Below are 17377 nucleotides of genomic sequence, written 5' to 3' on the forward strand. Positions count from 1 at the left end.
TATACACAGTTGTCATACATTGCAAAGAAACAGACAGGGGAACCAACCATGCTGGTGTATTGGCTGGATATTCTAGGCACCGCGGTATTTGCTATCTCAGGCGTTTTATTGGCAGGCAAACTGAGAATGGACCCGTTCGGCGTGCTGGTTTTAGGCGTTGTTACCGCCGTTGGCGGCGGTACCATTCGAGATATGGCACTCGACCACGGGCCTGTTTTTTGGGTCAAAGATCCTACCGATCTCGTTGTGGCGATGGTGACCTGTCTAGCAACCATCGTACTGGTACGCCAACCACGACGTTTACCCAGTTGGATCCTGCCGGTGTTAGATGCGGTTGGTTTAGCCGTATTTGTGGGTATCGGTGTTAACAAAGCATTTGCCGGTGGCGCTGGCCCGCTGATCGCCGTTTGTATGGGCGTGATTACTGGCGTGGGCGGTGGCATGATCCGCGATGTTCTCGCTCGCGAAATTCCAATGATCCTACGCACTGAAATTTATGCAACCGCCTGTATTATTGGCGGTATTGTTCACGTTACCGCTTATGCAACCTTCGGAATGGATCTGCAAAATGCCATGATGCTAGGCATGTTCGTGACATTAGCCATTCGCCTTGCTGCCATTCGTTGGCATTTGAAACTCCCGACGTTTACTCTAGACAGCTAAATAATTTTTCTCGGAGCGACGTCCTGTCGCTCCTATCCATTTATGTTCTTGAATCTATTTACCTTCAAGCGCTATGAAATAAAGTCCTCTCTTTGCGGTGTAAATACATCGACCAGCGTTCCCGCCTCAATGCATACACAGCCATGCATAACATTGGGCTTTTTATAGAGCGTATCGCCCGCGCAGACCCGATGGGTTTCATCTCCAATCGTAAAATCAAAAACGCCGGATTTCACATAGGTGCTTTGCTCATGGGGATGATTGTGTAATGGGCCAATCGCTCCAGTTTGGAAGCAGACCTCCACCATCATCATCGTGCCACCGTGAGCAAGAACCTTGCGGGTAACGCCCTCACCTGCTGGCTCAACTGCAATATTTTGGTAAAAGAAGAACATAGTTTATTCCTTTAGATATAGGCTTTTCATGAATATATTCGCCGTAGTTCAAGCAACGTTTTCTTAGTGCACCAGACCAAACGTATATTTAATGAAAGCGGATAAAATCGTGAAATCAGGGTCGGCGAAAGTCACACCTGTAGCACCTAAGTAGCTGAATAACGGTAAAACCAGCGCGGGAAGGAAACACAGTAATAAGCCGTTAACGAAGCTAGCAATGATTGCGCCTCTTAAACCACCGGTGGCATTACCAAATATGGCGGCGGTACCTCCGCAGGTAAAACTGGCTAGAATTCCCGGCACAATAATCGGCAATCCAAGCGATGGGAAAATAGCGATACAGCAAAGTTCAGCAAAGAAGCTCACTAAAAACCCAATCAATACCGCATTAGGCGACTTATCAAAAAGAACCATGGGATCAACTGCCGGAATTGAACCGGGAGCAATTGTTTGGGAAATACCTTTAAACGCAGGAACAATTTCTTCGGCAAATAGCACCACGCCCTTTTTAGCGATAAATAATCCGCCAGCAAAGACCGCTGATTTTTCCAGTAGCCAAACCAGATAAGGTTTCTTCTCCATAATGCTGACTAAATACTCATTACTGGAAAATAGAGAAGAGACACCAAGAAGGCAGAACATAGTGAGAAACGTTGCTACGTCTGAGTTTTTCAAAAAGCTAAATTTGTCGCTGACATTAACGTGCTCAACGTTAACCGAAGTGTTGCCAAACCATTTACCTAAGAAAGAAGCAATAAGGTAAGAGCTCGAGGCCGCGTGAGCGATACAATAATCATTATGACCGATGATTTTCCGGCTAAACCGGGACAAAATCGTTGGGAATACGGCCATGTAAACGCCAATCACAACGGAGCCAAAGACTATGGAAAATAACTCGCTATAGCCTAATCCCACCAGCGCAGCCGTCACTGAAAAAGCCATAAAAACAATAAGATGCAATGACAGATAGATAGATTTAAAACGCGTATATCGCGCAAGCAGAATATTAATTATCATAGCGAAAAATAGAATAATTGCCGCGGGACGACCTAGTCGGTCGATAGTCAGCGCCATGATCGCTTCGTTACTAGGAACTACGCCTCTCAGACCAAATGCGTGGGTAAACAGGTCGCTGAACATGGTTAATACGCCCCCCAGTATTCCGCCCCCTGTTTTAATCAGCACAAAGCCTAAAAAAGCGAGTACAGTCCCTTTTATAATCGTGGTCAGCTTTGCCTTTTGCAGGCAAAGCCCACAGAAAGCAATAAAAGCTATGATGATCGATGGTGTTCCAAAAACTTTTAATAAATAGTCCATAATAAACCTTATTTTTATATTAAGTTTGAAAGTCACGGCCAGCAAAAAACAGCAACACTCATCCCCTCATTAAATAGTTAATTTAACGAGTCGCATTCTTTTGTATAAATAAAATGGGTTATTACACGTATTAATTGAATCTGTAAAAAGAACGCTTAATACTTTCTACGTTAATTTATTTAATTAAATAGCTCCTAACCATTTTCACATGGCATAAAATTTATAAATTTGGCTAATATATCTAATACCAAACGTAAACAGACAACTGAGCAAGTAGGTTTATCGACTCATGCTGCTTCCCATTAACCCTATAAAAATGAACCGGCGTTTCAAGTAGGAAGGCATTTTATCAAAAAGGAACAATGATTTTGTGACGCCGATAACTAAACCTGCGTTTCAAAAATCATAAAACCAATTTAAAAAGCTTTTTACAATGACCATTGGCAACATAGTGCGGCGGCAGTACGCCCCATCTTCGACTAAACTTTCTGTTGCGGATTACTTTCAGCATATAATTTTTCTTACAGCGGATCTTATCGCTCAGGTACGAAACGTTAAGGTCATGAGCACTCGGTAATCCAATACGCTACCGAGGAATATATCTATGCAATTAAGTACTTATCTGTTTTTCGATGGAAACGCGGAAGAAGCAATTGCGTTCTATGCTCAAGCACTAGACGCAGAGGTTTTATTCAAAATTCGTTTTGGTGAAGCGCCGGTCGATGACGCCCAATGCTCAACCACGCCACCGTTCCCTGCCGATAAAATTATGCATGCTTCGCTTAAAATCGGAGACGGTTTGCTCATGCTGAGCGATGGCAACATGTGTGAGGAAGAGAAAAAGCACGGCGGCTATGCCGTTAGCTTGCACTCGAATGATTTAACGCAGGGGAAAATTTGGTTTGAACGGCTATCGGAGGGGGCAACGGTGACGATGCCTTTTCAGGAAACCTTTTGGGCTTTAGGATTTGGGATGCTAACCGATAAATTCGGTATTCCCTGGATGGTGAACGTAGAAAAAGCGATGGGATAGAGGGTTCTTAAAAACAAAAAAGCCCGCGATCAACACGGGCTTTTTTACTGGCTAGGTTAACGCTTAAACACTGAAAGAAGAGCCGCAGCCGCAGGTCGATTTCGCATTTGGGTTGGTTACGATGAAACGAGAACCTTCCAGACCTTCGGTATAATCGACTGAACCGCCAACCAGATATTGCAGGCTCATCGGATCGACTACCAGCATCACGCCTTGCTTCTCAATGGTCATATCACCGTCGTTTACCTTATCGTCAAAGGTAAAGCCATACTGGAAGCCACTACAACCTCCGCCGGTGATATAGACGCGCAGCTTCAGATCCGGGTTTTCTTCGTCTGCGATCAGTACTTTAACTTTATTAGCTGCAGCTTCGGTAAACTGCAACGGCAGAGCCATATCTTCACTCATTTCTCACTCCCAAACTCTGCTTTTCACAGAATGTTTCTACACAACATGGAGACACGTACATGCAGGTATCGTCAGAAAGCCATGTTGATTTATGCGGTCATTATCTAATACCTGACTAATTCGTTCAAGTATTGCTCGTCGGTAACGATGCCTTTTCCGCTTCTTGCTGGGCTGCTTGCTCCTGAGCCTGCTTTTGAGCCAGCTCCTGACGCTTGAGCGTTCTTTCTAAGATGCAAGAGTACAGCGGTTTTCCACCTAAAAACTGGGCTAATAGTGTAGCGCCAAGACAGGTAATGATCATCGGCAAAATGAGCTGATAGTTATCGGTCATTTCTAAAACCAGCACAATACCCGTTAGCGGAGCCCTGACGGTTGCAGCAAATAACGCGCCCATGCCAGCAATGGCGAACGTGCCTGTCTCAATGCCATATTGTGGAAACAGATGTGCGCTTGCCATCCCAAATGCCGTTCCCAGCAACGTTCCCAAAGCCAGCATCGGTGCAAAAATACCACCAGGCGCACCGGAGCCAAAGCACAGCAGCGTGGTGACTACGCGAGCAATAAAGATAAACAGCAACATGCCCATCGTGTAATTTCCAGCAGCAGCGATTGGGATGAGATTAAAACCACCGCCCGCTGCTTCTTGCTGAATCAGTCCGAGTACACCGCACAGCCCGCCTAAAACGCCGCCGATTAGCACCAGTTTGCGCCAATCACCGCCGTGTAAACGCTGGAACATATCCTGAACACGGAACACACCACGGTTAAACATCACCCCAACAACGCCAAAAACCATACCGAGCAACAGATACAGCCACAGGGTATTGATGCCAACGTTGCCCAGCTTACCCACTTCAATCACAGTGCGTTCACCGTTGAAAAAACGGAATACCACGCAGGACATAATAACGCCAATAAAGACCGCTTTGATTGAAATCAGGCTATAGCGGAACTGCGGGCGCATCTCCTCAATGACAAATAAGATGCCCGCTAGCGGTGCATTAAACGCTGCGGTTAAGCCCGCAGCCGCACCGGTTGCCAGAAGGCTATGGCGTGCCTCCGTGCTACGAGCACGAAACAGGTCAAACACCATTTGGCCAAGGTTTCCCCCCATCTGCACGGTGGGGCCTTCACGCCCTAGCACCATGCCTGCACCAAGCGTTCCCAAACCACCGAAAAACTTCACGGGGATCACTCGCCACCAGCGCACGGGGCGTAAATTTTCTAACGCCCCTTCAATTTCAGGAATACCGGAGCCGCCAGCCTCTGGAGCGAAACGACGCACCAAATAATAGCCAAACATCGCTAACAGCGCGGAGCCAATAAACGCCATCGGCCAAACAATAATCCAGTAATCAGCGACATGGGCCAATCCACCCAATCGCTGCTGCTGCACCCAATCAACGCTTTTTTCAAACGCGACGCCAATAAGACCCGCAAGAGTCCCGACCACCGCTGCCATCAATAAGATGGCCACTGGAGTTTTATCGCGGCGTAAAATTTGCAGCATCACGTCGCTACGACGCAAACGCGTGGCAGACGGCAGAGAAGTTTGTTGTTCTTGCTGTGTCATAATCAGTCAACTAAAGGTGTGGTTGATAAGTAATACAAATGAAAGAGGCGTTATTCTACATGGCAAATGCCGCTAAGTCCCCTTTGCGAGTGAGAGATTGCTACTCCATAAGGATAGCGTTTATATCCACGTTGATACGATTGAATTATGTTCAACACCTAACCTGACGTTTTTCTTCATTTCATCTCAGTGGCGACTTCTTTAGAATAGAAGCGACTTTTTACATTCAGCACAGGTCAGGAGCCGATTTATGAGTAAGTCTGAAAGTCTGTACGCTCAGGCAAAAGAGCTAATTCCGGGTGGCGTTAACTCCCCGGTTCGCGCCTTCACCGGCGTTGGTGGTGTGCCTTTATTCATTGAGCGCGCAGATGGCGCTTACCTGTACGATGCCGATGGCAAAGCCTACATTGATTACGTTGGCTCATGGGGGCCAATGGTTCTCGGCCACAACCATCCAGCGATTCGCGAAGCCGTGCTAGAGGCAGTTAGCCGTGGCTTAAGCTTTGGCGCACCAACCGAAATGGAAGTCAAAATGGCCGAACTGGTCACCACGCTGGTGCCAAGCATGGACATGGTGCGTATGGTGAACTCAGGTACAGAAGCCACCATGAGCGCCATCCGTCTGGCTCGTGGCTTTACCGGCCGCGATAAGATCATCAAGTTCGAAGGTTGCTACCACGGCCACGCCGATCACCTGCTGGTGAAAGCGGGCTCGGGTGCCCTCACCTTAGGCCAGCCAAACTCTCCGGGCGTTCCGGCTGACTTTGCTAAACATACGCTGACCTGCACCTATAACGATATCGAATCCGTTTTACAGGCGTTCAAGCAATACCCTGACGACATCGCCTGCATCATCGTTGAGCCGGTAGCAGGAAACATGAACTGTATTCCTCCACAGCCTGAATTCCTGCCAGGTTTACGTGAGCTATGCGACCAATACGGCGCGTTGCTAATTATTGATGAAGTGATGACAGGCTTCCGCGTTGCGTTGGCTGGTGCTCAGGATTATTACGGCGTGACGCCGGACCTAACCTGCTTAGGCAAAATCATCGGCGGCGGTATGCCCGTTGGCGCATTCGGCGGTCGCCGTGATGTGATGGAAGCACTGGCACCCACCGGCCCTGTTTATCAAGCCGGTACGCTATCAGGTAACCCTGTCGCGATGGCCGCGGGCTTCGCCTGTCTCAACGAGATCTCTCAGCCGGGCATCTATCCACAGTTGACCGAACTCACCGACAATCTCGCTTCCGGCCTGTTAGATGCTGCGCAAAAAGAAGACATTCCACTTGTAGTGAATCACGTGGGCGGCATGTTTGGGATTTTCTTCACCGATCAGGAAACCGTTACCTGCTATCAGGACGTGACGCGTTGCGACGTCGAACGATTCAAGCAGTTCTTCCATTTGATGCTGGAAGAAGGCGTGTACTTCGCTCCTTCTGCGTTTGAAGCCGGCTTTATGTCGCTGGCGCATTCACAGGAAGATATTCAGAAAACCATCGATGCCGCGCGTCGTTGTTTTGTGAAGATGAAGAAATAGGTTTTATCTCAAGTACGCCGCGCCGCGGCGTACTGTTTTCACTAAACTCGTGTACCACACTCGGTTTACTACACTCGGCCCATTTTAATTACGCGTTTGGATCCAGAATGCATGGATAAGTCCTGGAATATAGCCCAACAGCGTTAAGATAATATTTAGCAGAAAAGCGCCGCCAATCCCTTTGTCTAACAATACCCCTAGCGGCGGCAATATAATGGTGAAAACAATTCGCCAAAATCCCATCTCACTCTCCTTAAATTGTGTTAATGAATCCCCATCATCTTGATGAGACACAACATTAAGCATAGACCGTCAGCCACAACGTGATAAAAAAATCAGATAATTAGCCATAAATTCCACCGTATGCAGGCGTTTTTTTATCGGCAGGAAGGCTTTCCCACGTAATAACACACCATCGGGTAACATATAAACCTAATCCACAATCGCCATTGACAGTGCCTTAAGAGAATGGTTGTATTATACAACTTAATTTTAAAGGCCAGTATAATGAGCAATCCAACATCCATCATTGAAGAAATACGCGTAGCTTCACGACAAATGGTACGGGAGCTCGGTTTTATGCGTAGCACACTGGCCGCAACTGAATACTCCCCATCAGTAGTTCATACCTTACTTGAAATAGAACATCGTGGGTCGATGACAGCTGCGGAGTTAGTACAGATCTTAGGGCTTGAGAAGTCTAGCGTCAGCCGTATGTTAGCTAAACTTCTCAGTGCAGGTGAACTGGAAGAATGCCCTTCAGCCAAAGATGCCAGAATCAAACAGCTCAGCCTTAGTGCACAGGGCCGGAAAACGGTAGAAAGAATTAATCATTACGCTAACGAGCTCGTCATCGCTGCATTAAAAAAAATGAATCCACATCAGCAAAATGCAGCCTCACAGGGGCTTATGATCTATGCCAATGCGCTACAAGCCTGCCGCGAAAATAACGAAATGAGCACTCAAAACAATCTACAAATTGTTTCCGGCTACCATCCCGGAATGATTGGCCGCATCGCTGAAATGCACGGCGGTTACTATGCTAGGGAGCACAATTTCGGTAGCTTTTTTGAGGCAAGAGTTGCAACAGAATTAGCTGAATTCTCCGGGCGTTTAGACAATGAGTGTAATCAAATTTGGCTGGCTATGTTGAACGGGCGTGTTGTCGGCTCGGTCGCAATCGACGGTGAAGATCTTGGCAACGGCGAGGCTCATTTGCGGTGGTTCATTCTTGACGATAGCTGTCGAGGCAACAGAACTGGCAGAAAGTTAATAGCAGAAGCGATGAAGTTTTGCGATAAAAGAGGATTTTCTGCGGTTCAACTATGGACCTTTAATAAATTGACCGCAGCAAGGAGTTTATACGAATCATTTGGTTTTAAACTAACGAAAGAGTGGGAAGGAACTCAATGGGGAAGCAGCATCACAGAACAGCAGTTTACACGCAAAATTTAATCATCACCCCGTAACCCTTCAAATAAAACAGGGTTATTGCGTGACTGACTCATGCAGCAAGCCTACCGCTTGAAGGGCAACGATTTATGCAACAACGCCTTTTTGATAAGGATCTAATTGCCAGCGTCCTATGCTACATTTGATTCAAATTGTAAAATAATGGAATAGGTGTAGCATGAGTTTCTTCGATAAATTCAGCGCGGACAAGTTGAAAGATGCGGCTGCAACTGCTAAGCGGACTGCGTCAAACATTGCGGACCAGGCGGGCAAAGCTACAACGAAGGCTATCGATGCAGTCATGGAACATGACTATGCGGGCACCCGTGACTATCTTACAGATCAGGCCGTCAAGGCGAGCGATGGCGTTGTGAACATGAAAGACAGTGCCGTCGATGCCGTACAGAATTTCGACCTGAACGAAACAACAGAAGCCGCTATAAAATTTTCCAAGCAATCAGCAAGCAAGCTCAACCGCATGTTCCGCGATACACTAGAACTGGATAAGACCACGTTCGACATGGTCAACGACGTTAAAAAGCGTCTACCTACCCCAGCGAGCTCCGTGGACGACATCTACGAGCAATGCCGCAAAGAATCAATTCGACGCGCGATCGCTGCTTTTATGCTAGGAGGCATCCTAGATGAAAAAAGTGTAGCTAAATATGGCAAGCTGACTGACGACTACGATACCTATCGACACGAAAAACAGGGCACGTTTGGTGACTACTCCCATGCAAAGCCCTCGCATAAAACGCCGAACGGCACGGTTTTCCGGAATGACTACAACCCGGATGAACCTTTGGTCTATGAACGAAATAAGGCTACTATTGTCTCGGTCGATCACATCACCTCAAGAAAAGAAATCTTCTCTTCTCTGCTGTTGAAAATGGGCCTGACCGATGAACAGTTGGGTAAGGTCGTGAACGACCCCGGCAATCTGAAGTACATGCACCGAAGCATCAACAGCCAAAAGGGTGAGGCTGACCTGTATGACTGGCTGTCCGCGAATTCTAAGTCACATCCTACCGATGACAGTAAGTTGATCGTGACGATCAAGGGATCAGGTAAAGAGCATGTCATCGACAAAAAGGCGGTCGATAAAATTTATGCAGAGAGCAAGCAGGTTATCCGCTCTGCAAAAATCCAGGCCGTTAAAGAGATCGGTACCACTGTTGCCTTCACTGGCGCGACCATGGCCGCACAACAGGTCGTGGGCCTGATTGTGGTGGAGACCATTGACGTGTTCATGGATGAACTGAAACGCATGAAGTTTGTCTCCGAAGAAGGAATTGTTGAGGAGATGAAGCTCAGCAAGAATCGCCTGAGCGCTGAACTCGCCAAGCGTTTTGAAGAACGTCAAATTTGGTCGAGTGCAAAATCACTGGGCATCGAGGCTGGCGTAGCAGGCGCCTTGAGCGTGATACCTCAGATTCTCATTTCTTTGGTATTGAAGATGCCTTCATTTGTCTTTGCGCTGATTCGTGAGAGCACCCTCAGCGTTGTGCGTGCAATCCGTATCGTTACCAGCAATGAGCCAGATAAATTGGCGGCCTTGCAAGTCGTGATTATGGGCGCGGCATCGGCTGTTGCCGGCATTTACGCCCAACGGGTTATTAGCCAAGGCATTGCCGCAGTGCCATTACTGAATAAATACAACTCGCAAGTCTCCTCGGTCCTGTCAGGGGTGATTGTCACCGCTGTCCCATTGGCCGCGATTTACACGTTCGAGCAAAACAAATCAAAGTTGGTGCTAAAGCTGGTCGGCCCCAAGTAGCAGAAAGCCACTATGCAAAACAAAAAGGCCCGCCAAAACAACTGGCGGGCCTTTTTGTAAACTGAGAGCACACGATGCTGCCATCATGATGAGTTTGAATATGCCAGCCTCAAGCTGCGCAGGTTCGGATGGCTCATTCGCAGACATTCGTCTGCGGATGGCCTGTCTCCGATAGAGTTCGAGAGACGTAATCCTGTGCCGTCTAGGAAAGGCTCGTCGATTCATTTCCTAGATGATTTCTGACTTCACGCGGTTGCTTCATCACTTTCACTAAAAGACTGCTCGTCGGCAAAGAGCGAGCATTCATGTTGCAGAGGCGATGGGCAGCAAACGTTGCAGAACAGTCTGTGCCTTCCACTTACTGAACAGCAGGACACAGCGCAAATTGTCCCCAATTTGCAGGCTTCTGACAAATACCATGCCAGTCACTGGATGTGCTCTTGGCATCAGCGTTACCCAACTTGTGACACCTGACTCGATGCCATAAAAAATGCCATTGATAACGCAAAAAAACATCATCAATGGCACATTAAATATTATTTAAATAAGATGCTTAGAAAAAAACCTCACTCCCACTCAATGGTAGCCGGTGGCTTGCCGGAGATGTCATACACCACGCGGGAAATACCGTTAACTTCATTGATGATGCGGTTGGAGACGCGGCCAAGGAAATCGTATGGCAGATGTGCCCAATGCGCGGTCATGAAGTCGATAGTTTCTACCGCACGCAGAGAGACAACCCAATCGTATTTACGACCATCGCCCATCACGCCAACGGAACGAACCGGCAGGAACACAGTGAATGCCTGACTCACTTTGTTATACAGATCCGCTTTGTGCAGTTCTTCGATGAAGATAGCATCCGCACGACGCAGCAGATCGCAGTACTCTTTCTTCACTTCGCCCAGCACACGAACGCCTAAACCAGGACCAGGGAACGGATGGCGATACAGCATATCGTATGGCAGACCAAGTTCCAGACCGATCTTACGCACTTCATCTTTAAAGAGCTCTTTCAGCGGTTCAACCAGACCCAGCTTCATCTCTTTTGGCAGGCCGCCCACGTTATGGTGAGACTTAATCACGTGCGCTTTGCCTGTTGCGGATGCCGCAGACTCGATCACGTCTGGGTAGATAGTACCCTGTGCCAACCACTTAACGCCCGGCTGTTTGCACGCTTCTTCATCAAAGACTTCAACGAATACGCGGCCGATAGTTTTACGTTTAGCTTCTGGATCGTTAATGCCAGACAGCGCGCTCAGGAAGCGTTCTTCGGCCTTAACGTGGATGATATTCAGACCGAATTTATCGCCGAACATCTCCATCACCTGCTCGCCTTCGTTCAAGCGCAGCAGACCATTATCAACGAATACGCAGGTCAGACGTTTGCCGATAGCACGGTGCAGCAGCAGCGCAGTCACAGAAGAGTCAACGCCGCCAGACAGGCCCAGAATGACTTCATCTTCGCCCACTTGTTCACGCAGACGCGCTACCGCATCTTCGATGATCGTAGCTGGCGTCCACAGAGCTTCACAGCCGCAGATATCCAGAATGAAACGCTCCAGCATGCGCTGGCCCTGATGGGTATGAGTCACTTCAGGATGGAACTGAACGCCGTAGAAACGTTTTTCGTCGTTCGCCATAATGGCGTAAGGGCAGGTTTCAGTGCTGGCAACGGTGACAAAATCAGAAGGGATCGCGGTAACTTTATCGCCATGGCTCATCCAAACGTCCAGCACTGGGGTGCCGTCTTTAGTCAGAGAGTCTTTGATATCATCAAACATTTTGCTGTGCGCAGTTACTTCAACCTGTGCATAGCCAAATTCACGTTCGTTTGAGCTTTCAACATGACCACCCAGTTGCATCGCCATGGTCTGCATGCCGTAGCACACGCCAAACACAGGCACACCGGCAGTAAATACGTATTCTGGCGCACGTGGGCTGTTGTTCTCAGTCGTGCTTTCAGGGCCGCCAGACAGAATAATACCGCTTGGGTTGAATTCACGGATCTGCTCTTCGGTGACATCCCATGCCCACAGCTCGCAGTATACGCCGATCTCACGCACGCGGCGTGCAAGAAGCTGAGTGTATTGGGAGCCGAAATCCAGAATCAGAATGCGATGCTTATGAATATTTTGAGTCATGTAAGGCCTTGTTTAGAAAAATAAATAGCCAAAAAAACGAAAACAGGTCACTGAATATTCAGCGGTGAGAACAGCTTGGTGCCCTCACCGCCTATAAAGATATTACGAACCCATGCGGTAGTTCGGTGACTCTTTAGTGATGGTCACATCGTGAACGTGGCTTTCTTGAATCCCCGCGCCGCTGATACGAACAAACTCAGCTTTGGTACGCAGTTCATCAATGGTTGCACAGCCGGTCAAACCCATGCATGAGCGCAGGCCGCCCATTTGCTGATGGATAATCGCTTTCAGGTGGCCTTTGTAAGCTACGCGGCCTTCGATACCTTCAGGAACCAGTTTGTCCGCAGCGTTATCGCTCTGGAAGTAACGGTCAGAAGAACCTTTGGACATCGCGCCCAGTGAACCCATACCGCGATATGATTTGAAAGAGCGGCCTTGATACAGTTCGATCTCACCTGGAGATTCTTCGGTACCTGCCAGCATACCACCGACCATGACGCAGCTTGCGCCAGCGGCCAGTGCTTTCGCGATATCACCGGAGAAACGGATACCGCCATCGGCGATAACAGGAATACCGGTGCCTTCCAGCGCTTCAACAGCGTCTGAAACGGCAGTGATCTGTGGAACACCAACGCCGGTAACAATACGCGTCGTACAAATAGAGCCAGGGCCGATACCGACTTTAACCGCGTTCACACCGGCTTCTGCCAATGCTCTTGCGCCCGCGGCCGTGGCAACGTTGCCGCCGATAATTTGCAGATCAGGGAATTTAGCGCGAGTTTCGCGAATACGTTGTAACACGCCTTCAGAATGGCCGTGGGAAGAGTCGATCAGCAGTACGTCAACACCGGCTTCAACCAGCGCTGCAATGCGCTCTTCGTTGCCTGCACCCGCACCTACCGCAGCACCTACGCGCAGACGGCCATGCTCATCTTTACACGCGTTAGGTTTGCGCTCTGCTTTCTGGAAGTCTTTAACGGTGATCATGCCGCACAGGTGGAAGTTATCGTCAACAACCAGCGCTTTTTCAACACGTTTTTCGTGCATGCGCTGTAGAACGACTTCGCGAGCCTCACCTTCTTTCACGGTAACCAAACGCTCTTTCGGCGTCATTACCGCGGTAACAGGCTGCTCTAGATCGGTAACAAAGCGCACGTCACGACCGGTGATGATACCAACCAGTTCCAGGTCGTCAGTAACGACAGGATAACCAGCAAAGCCATTGCGCTCGGTCAGCTCTTTCACTTCACGCAGAGTCGTGGTTGGGGTCACCGTTTGAGGATCTTTTACCACGCCGCTTTCATGTTTTTTGACGCGACGAACTTCTTCAGCCTGACGCTCAATAGACATGTTTTTGTGGATGAAACCAATACCGCCTTCCTGTGCCAACGCAATCGCGAGGCGCGCTTCGGTAACGGTGTCCATTGCCGCAGACAGCATTGGGATATTCATACGAATGGATGAAGTCAGCTGAGTGCTAAGATCGGCAGTGTTTGGCAGAACGGTAGAATGGGCTGGAACTAAGAGAACGTCATCAAACGTTAGGGCTTCTTTTACGATACGTAGCATGGGCAATATCTCACCAGGGTGGTAAATCAAATAGATTTAATATTGCCGCGGCATTATACAGGCCGAAAACGGTTGCCTCCAGTACTTTTTACAAAAAAGTCTTGCGAAGGTCATTCAAGCATGTAGTATCGACTGATTAACACCTTGATTTAGAGTTTGATCTACGTCACATGTCACTGCCATCTTCCCCCCCAATTTTTACCGTTAGCCGGTTAAATCAGACCGTCCGTCAGCTGTTAGAAATGGAAATGGGGCAGATCTGGTTATCAGGCGAAATCTCCAACTTATCTCAGCCTTCATCGGGCCATTGGTACTTCACGCTTAAAGACGATCGTGCTCAGGTGCGCTGCGCGATGTTCCGCAATAGCAACCGCCGTGTCACTTTCCGCCCGCAAAACGGCCAGCAGATTTTGATGCGTGCCACCATCACGCTGTACGAACCGCGTGGGGATTACCAACTGATTGCTGAAAGTATGCAGCCCGCCGGTGACGGTTTGCTGCAACAGCAGTTTGAGCAGTTGAAGCAACGCTTACAGGAAGAGGGTCTGTTCGATCCTGCCCACAAAAAACCATTACCGTCGCCAGCCCACTGCGTTGGCGTTGTGACGTCATCAAGCGGTGCCGCACTGCACGATATCCTTAACGTATTAAAACGACGCGATCCGTCCCTGCCAGTGGTCATCTACCCGACCGCGGTACAAGGTGCCGATGCACCGATGCAAATTGTGCGCGCCATTGAATTAGCTAACCTGCGTAAAGAGTGTGATGTGCTGATTGTCGGTCGTGGCGGTGGCTCGCTTGAGGATTTATGGAGCTTTAACGATGAGCGCGTGGCGCAGGCTATTTTTGCCAGCCTCATCCCTATCGTCAGCGCCGTTGGTCATGAAACCGATGTCACTATCGCTGATTTCGTTGGCGATCTGCGTGCGCCAACGCCGTCCGCGGCCGCAGAATTAGTTAGCCGCAACCAAACCGAGCTCATGCGCCAAATGCTTTCACAGCAGCAGCGCATGGAAATGGCGATGGATTATTATCTTGCTCGCCATCAGCAGCGTTTTACTCGTCTGAATCATCGTCTACAGCAGCAGCATCCACAGCTACGTCTGGCTCGTCAGCACACGTTGCTGATTAAGCTACGCCGCCGTTTGGACGAAGCGGTGCAAACACGCCTGCGTTTGGCGGAACGCCAGCAAGAGCGCACCAGCCAACGCCTTAATCAACAGCAGCCCTCTGCGCGTATTCAGCGCCACCAACAGCGCATCGAGCAGCTTCACAACCGGCTGGAATTACTCGTCCAACGCCAGCTTAGCGGCAATCGTGAACGCTTTGGCGCACTGTGCTCGCAGTTAGAGGGCGTTAGCCCACTAGCCACACTGGCACGTGGGTTTAGCGTGACACAACCACCAAGCGGCGGTGTGCTGAAAAGCATTAAGCAGGTCGCTAATGGCGATCTGTTAAAAACCCGAGTGCAAGACGGATGGGTAGAAAGCACGGTGACTTCAATCGCAGCGCTGCCTAAAAAACGTAGTGCAAAACATGACTCATAGGCCTTAATAGTGAGTTCTGTGATATAGGTCACTTCGCATAATAAAAGCGGTGGCCTGAATCCTGTTTATACCCACTTTCGTTATTCTGTCATCCCTTCCTTGCTTTATAGATAAAAACAACGCATTTAAATTTCACTTTGCTTTTGATTGGTTATGAACCGAAAGCAAAATGGCGTGAAATCGACGCAAAATAAAACTGTGATCCTCAGTGCATTCTATAAACACCCGCTTTGTTTTAATTCCTCACAGCCCATTAAGGCTATTAGGGGATCATCATATTTATTAAACATCTCCTAGTTCACAGATAAAACATTATCACCATTCGTTTCTAACAATGGCGGTTTATTATCATTACCTGTTTATTGGGAGTGCCCACATGTCGGACACAAAATCTTTTAAGTCAAGGTTATGGGAATTTTTTCAAAGTCTAGGAAAGACTTTTATGTTTCCCGTTTCTTTATTAGCTTTTATGGGTTTGTTATTAGGCGTTGGAAGTTCAATTACTAGCCCATCCACCATAAAAAGCTTTCCATTTTTAGGCAATGAATTAGTTCAGCTAACGTTTGGATTCGTTGCTACCGTGGGCGGGTTCGCTTTCACTTACTTACCGATTATGTTTGCAATGGCAATTCCATTAGGTCTTGCTAAGCGTAATAAAGCGATTGGTGCATTCTCAGGCTTTGTGGGCTATATGATAATGAACCTTTCGATTAATTATTATCTTATGAGTAGCCATCAACTTGCCGATGCAGCGCATATGAAACAGGCTGGGCAAGCCATGGTATTAGGCATTCAATCGCTTGAGATGGGGGTTCTCGGTGGGATTGTCGTTGGGGTTATTACCTATTTCCTACATGAACGCTTTCAAGATACGCAGCTCCATGATGCCTTTGCATTTTTTAGCGGCATTCGCTTTGTCCCTATCATTACGGCACTTACGCTCTCTATCGTTGGGCTGATTATTCCGTTTTTGTGGGAATATGTTGCTATCGGCATCACAGCCATTGGGAGATTAATTCAGAGTACTAACGTCTTTGGCCCATTCTTATATGGAGTTGGTGTTCTATTATTAAAACCTTTTGGTTTGCACCATATATTATTGGCAATGGTAAGATTCACACCGGCAGGTGGTACTGAATTTGTCAGTGGGCAAGAAATATCAGGTGCTCTTAATATTTTCTATGCTGAACTAAAGGCAGGTTTACCGTTTAGTCCACATGTAACAGCGTTCCTTTCCCAAGGCTTTATGCCAACCTTTATCTTTGGCCTACCCGCCGTTGCTTATGCAATTTACCGTACCGCGAAACCAGAAAACCGACCAATTATAAAAGGGCTTTTACTTTCTGGTGTTTTAGTTTCTGTGGTCACAGGAATATCAGAACCCATTGAGTTCTTATTCTTATTTATTGCACCTTTCTTATATGTCTTCCACGTTATCATGTCAGGTCTAGCACTGATGGTTATGGCACTTTTAGGTGTAACAATCGCGAATACAGACGGTGGAATATTAGACCTATTAATCTTTGGTATCATGCAAGGCACAGCAACCAAGTGGTATCTCATATTCCCAGTCGGAATTATTTGGTTCGCAGTTTATTTCTTTGTATTCCGATGGTATATCCTCAAACACGATATTAAAACACCCGGCAGAGAAGATGATGATATTAGCGTAGCTGAGAAAGTAGATCAAAAAGCCAAAAATAATAAAGGTTCGAAGTACGATCCCGAATTAATTCTCTCAGCGTTAGGTGGCAAGGACAATATCGACTCTTTAGACAACTGCATCACTCGCTTGCGCTTGGTGGTAAAAGATATGGCGCTTATCAATAAAGATATATTAAAGAAAGCAGGTGCACTTGCCGTCGTGGTACTCGATAACCACAGCCTACAGGTTATTATCGGGCCTCAGGTACAAAGCGTAAAAACTGGCATTGAAGCATTAATCTAGCCCAAGGGAACCGT

At 48.0% G+C, this 17377-nt stretch carries 14 protein-coding genes; 7 read left to right on the forward strand and 7 right to left on the reverse strand.

Annotated elements, in window-relative coordinates:
* The first annotated feature begins 48 nt into the window (after positions 1-48).
* Positions 49-663, forward strand: coding sequence for a TRIC cation channel family protein (locus DSM2777_RS20910; RefSeq protein ID WP_025800450.1), 615 nt, complete (start codon positions 49-51; stop codon positions 661-663).
* A gap of 71 nt (positions 664-734) precedes the next feature.
* On the opposite strand, the gene DSM2777_RS20915 is transcribed toward DSM2777_RS20910, so the two are convergent.
* Together DSM2777_RS20915 and DSM2777_RS20920 are read right to left on the reverse strand one after the other, a co-directional pair.
* Positions 735-1058: a cupin domain-containing protein gene (locus DSM2777_RS20915; RefSeq protein WP_061555069.1), complete on the reverse strand. Its 324-nt coding sequence runs from the start codon at positions 1056-1058 to the stop codon at positions 735-737.
* 63 nt (positions 1059-1121) lie between these two features.
* The gene (locus DSM2777_RS20920; protein ID WP_046458680.1) at positions 1122-2375 is read right to left on the reverse strand and encodes a PTS ascorbate transporter subunit IIC; all 1254 of its coding nucleotides are present in this window, start codon (positions 2373-2375) and stop codon (positions 1122-1124) included.
* Between the two features lie 604 nt (positions 2376-2979).
* Here DSM2777_RS20920 and yjdN point away from each other — a divergent pair.
* Positions 2980-3408 (forward strand): VOC family metalloprotein YjdN, encoded by a 429-nt coding sequence (yjdN, locus tag DSM2777_RS20925; RefSeq protein WP_061555070.1) that lies wholly within the window; start codon positions 2980-2982, stop codon positions 3406-3408.
* A gap of 63 nt (positions 3409-3471) precedes the next feature.
* Here yjdN and erpA read toward each other — a convergent pair whose 3' ends face one another.
* Positions 3472-3816, reverse strand: coding sequence for an iron-sulfur cluster insertion protein ErpA (gene erpA / locus DSM2777_RS20930; protein ID WP_025800446.1), 345 nt, complete (start codon positions 3814-3816; stop codon positions 3472-3474).
* 124 nt (positions 3817-3940) lie between these two features.
* Positions 3941-5389: a H(+)/Cl(-) exchange transporter ClcA gene (gene clcA / locus DSM2777_RS20935; RefSeq protein WP_061555071.1), complete on the reverse strand. Its 1449-nt coding sequence runs from the start codon at positions 5387-5389 to the stop codon at positions 3941-3943.
* A 250-nt stretch (positions 5390-5639) separates the two neighbouring features.
* Between clcA and hemL the strand changes: the two genes are divergently transcribed.
* On the forward strand, positions 5640-6926 hold the full coding sequence (gene hemL, locus DSM2777_RS20940) for a glutamate-1-semialdehyde 2,1-aminomutase (protein ID WP_061555072.1): 1287 nt from the start codon (positions 5640-5642) through the stop codon (positions 6924-6926).
* Between the two features lie 84 nt (positions 6927-7010).
* On the opposite strand, the gene DSM2777_RS23960 is transcribed toward hemL, so the two are convergent.
* Positions 7011-7169: a YqaE/Pmp3 family membrane protein gene (locus DSM2777_RS23960; RefSeq protein ID WP_038502005.1), complete on the reverse strand. Its 159-nt coding sequence runs from the start codon at positions 7167-7169 to the stop codon at positions 7011-7013.
* Between the two features lie 264 nt (positions 7170-7433).
* On the opposite strand from DSM2777_RS23960, the gene DSM2777_RS20945 reads away from it, so the two are divergent.
* Positions 7434-8381 (forward strand): bifunctional helix-turn-helix transcriptional regulator/GNAT family N-acetyltransferase, encoded by a 948-nt coding sequence (locus DSM2777_RS20945; RefSeq protein WP_061555452.1) that lies wholly within the window; start codon positions 7434-7436, stop codon positions 8379-8381.
* Between the two features lie 175 nt (positions 8382-8556).
* A complete protein-coding gene (locus DSM2777_RS20950; protein ID WP_061555073.1) occupies positions 8557-10155 on the forward strand; it encodes a hypothetical protein in 1599 nt (532 codons plus the stop codon).
* Positions 10156-10721: 566 nt separating this feature from the next.
* Here the strand turns inward: DSM2777_RS20950 and guaA are convergent.
* The gene (gene guaA / locus DSM2777_RS20960) at positions 10722-12299 is read right to left on the reverse strand and encodes a glutamine-hydrolyzing GMP synthase (protein ID WP_046458683.1); all 1578 of its coding nucleotides are present in this window, start codon (positions 12297-12299) and stop codon (positions 10722-10724) included.
* A 102-nt stretch (positions 12300-12401) separates the two neighbouring features.
* Positions 12402-13868 (reverse strand): IMP dehydrogenase, encoded by a 1467-nt coding sequence (gene guaB, locus DSM2777_RS20965; protein WP_046458684.1) that lies wholly within the window; start codon positions 13866-13868, stop codon positions 12402-12404.
* Between the two features lie 170 nt (positions 13869-14038).
* Between guaB and xseA the strand changes: the two genes are divergently transcribed.
* The gene (xseA, locus tag DSM2777_RS20970) at positions 14039-15415 is read left to right on the forward strand and encodes an exodeoxyribonuclease VII large subunit (protein ID WP_061555075.1); all 1377 of its coding nucleotides are present in this window, start codon (positions 14039-14041) and stop codon (positions 15413-15415) included.
* A 376-nt stretch (positions 15416-15791) separates the two neighbouring features.
* Positions 15792-17363, forward strand: coding sequence for a maltose/glucose-specific PTS transporter subunit IIBC (gene malX, locus DSM2777_RS20975; RefSeq protein WP_061555076.1), 1572 nt, complete (start codon positions 15792-15794; stop codon positions 17361-17363).
* Positions 17364-17377: the final 14 nt, after the last annotated feature.

The organism is Obesumbacterium proteus (assembly GCF_001586165.1).
Taxonomy (GTDB): Bacteria; Pseudomonadota; Gammaproteobacteria; order Enterobacterales; family Enterobacteriaceae; genus Hafnia; species Hafnia protea.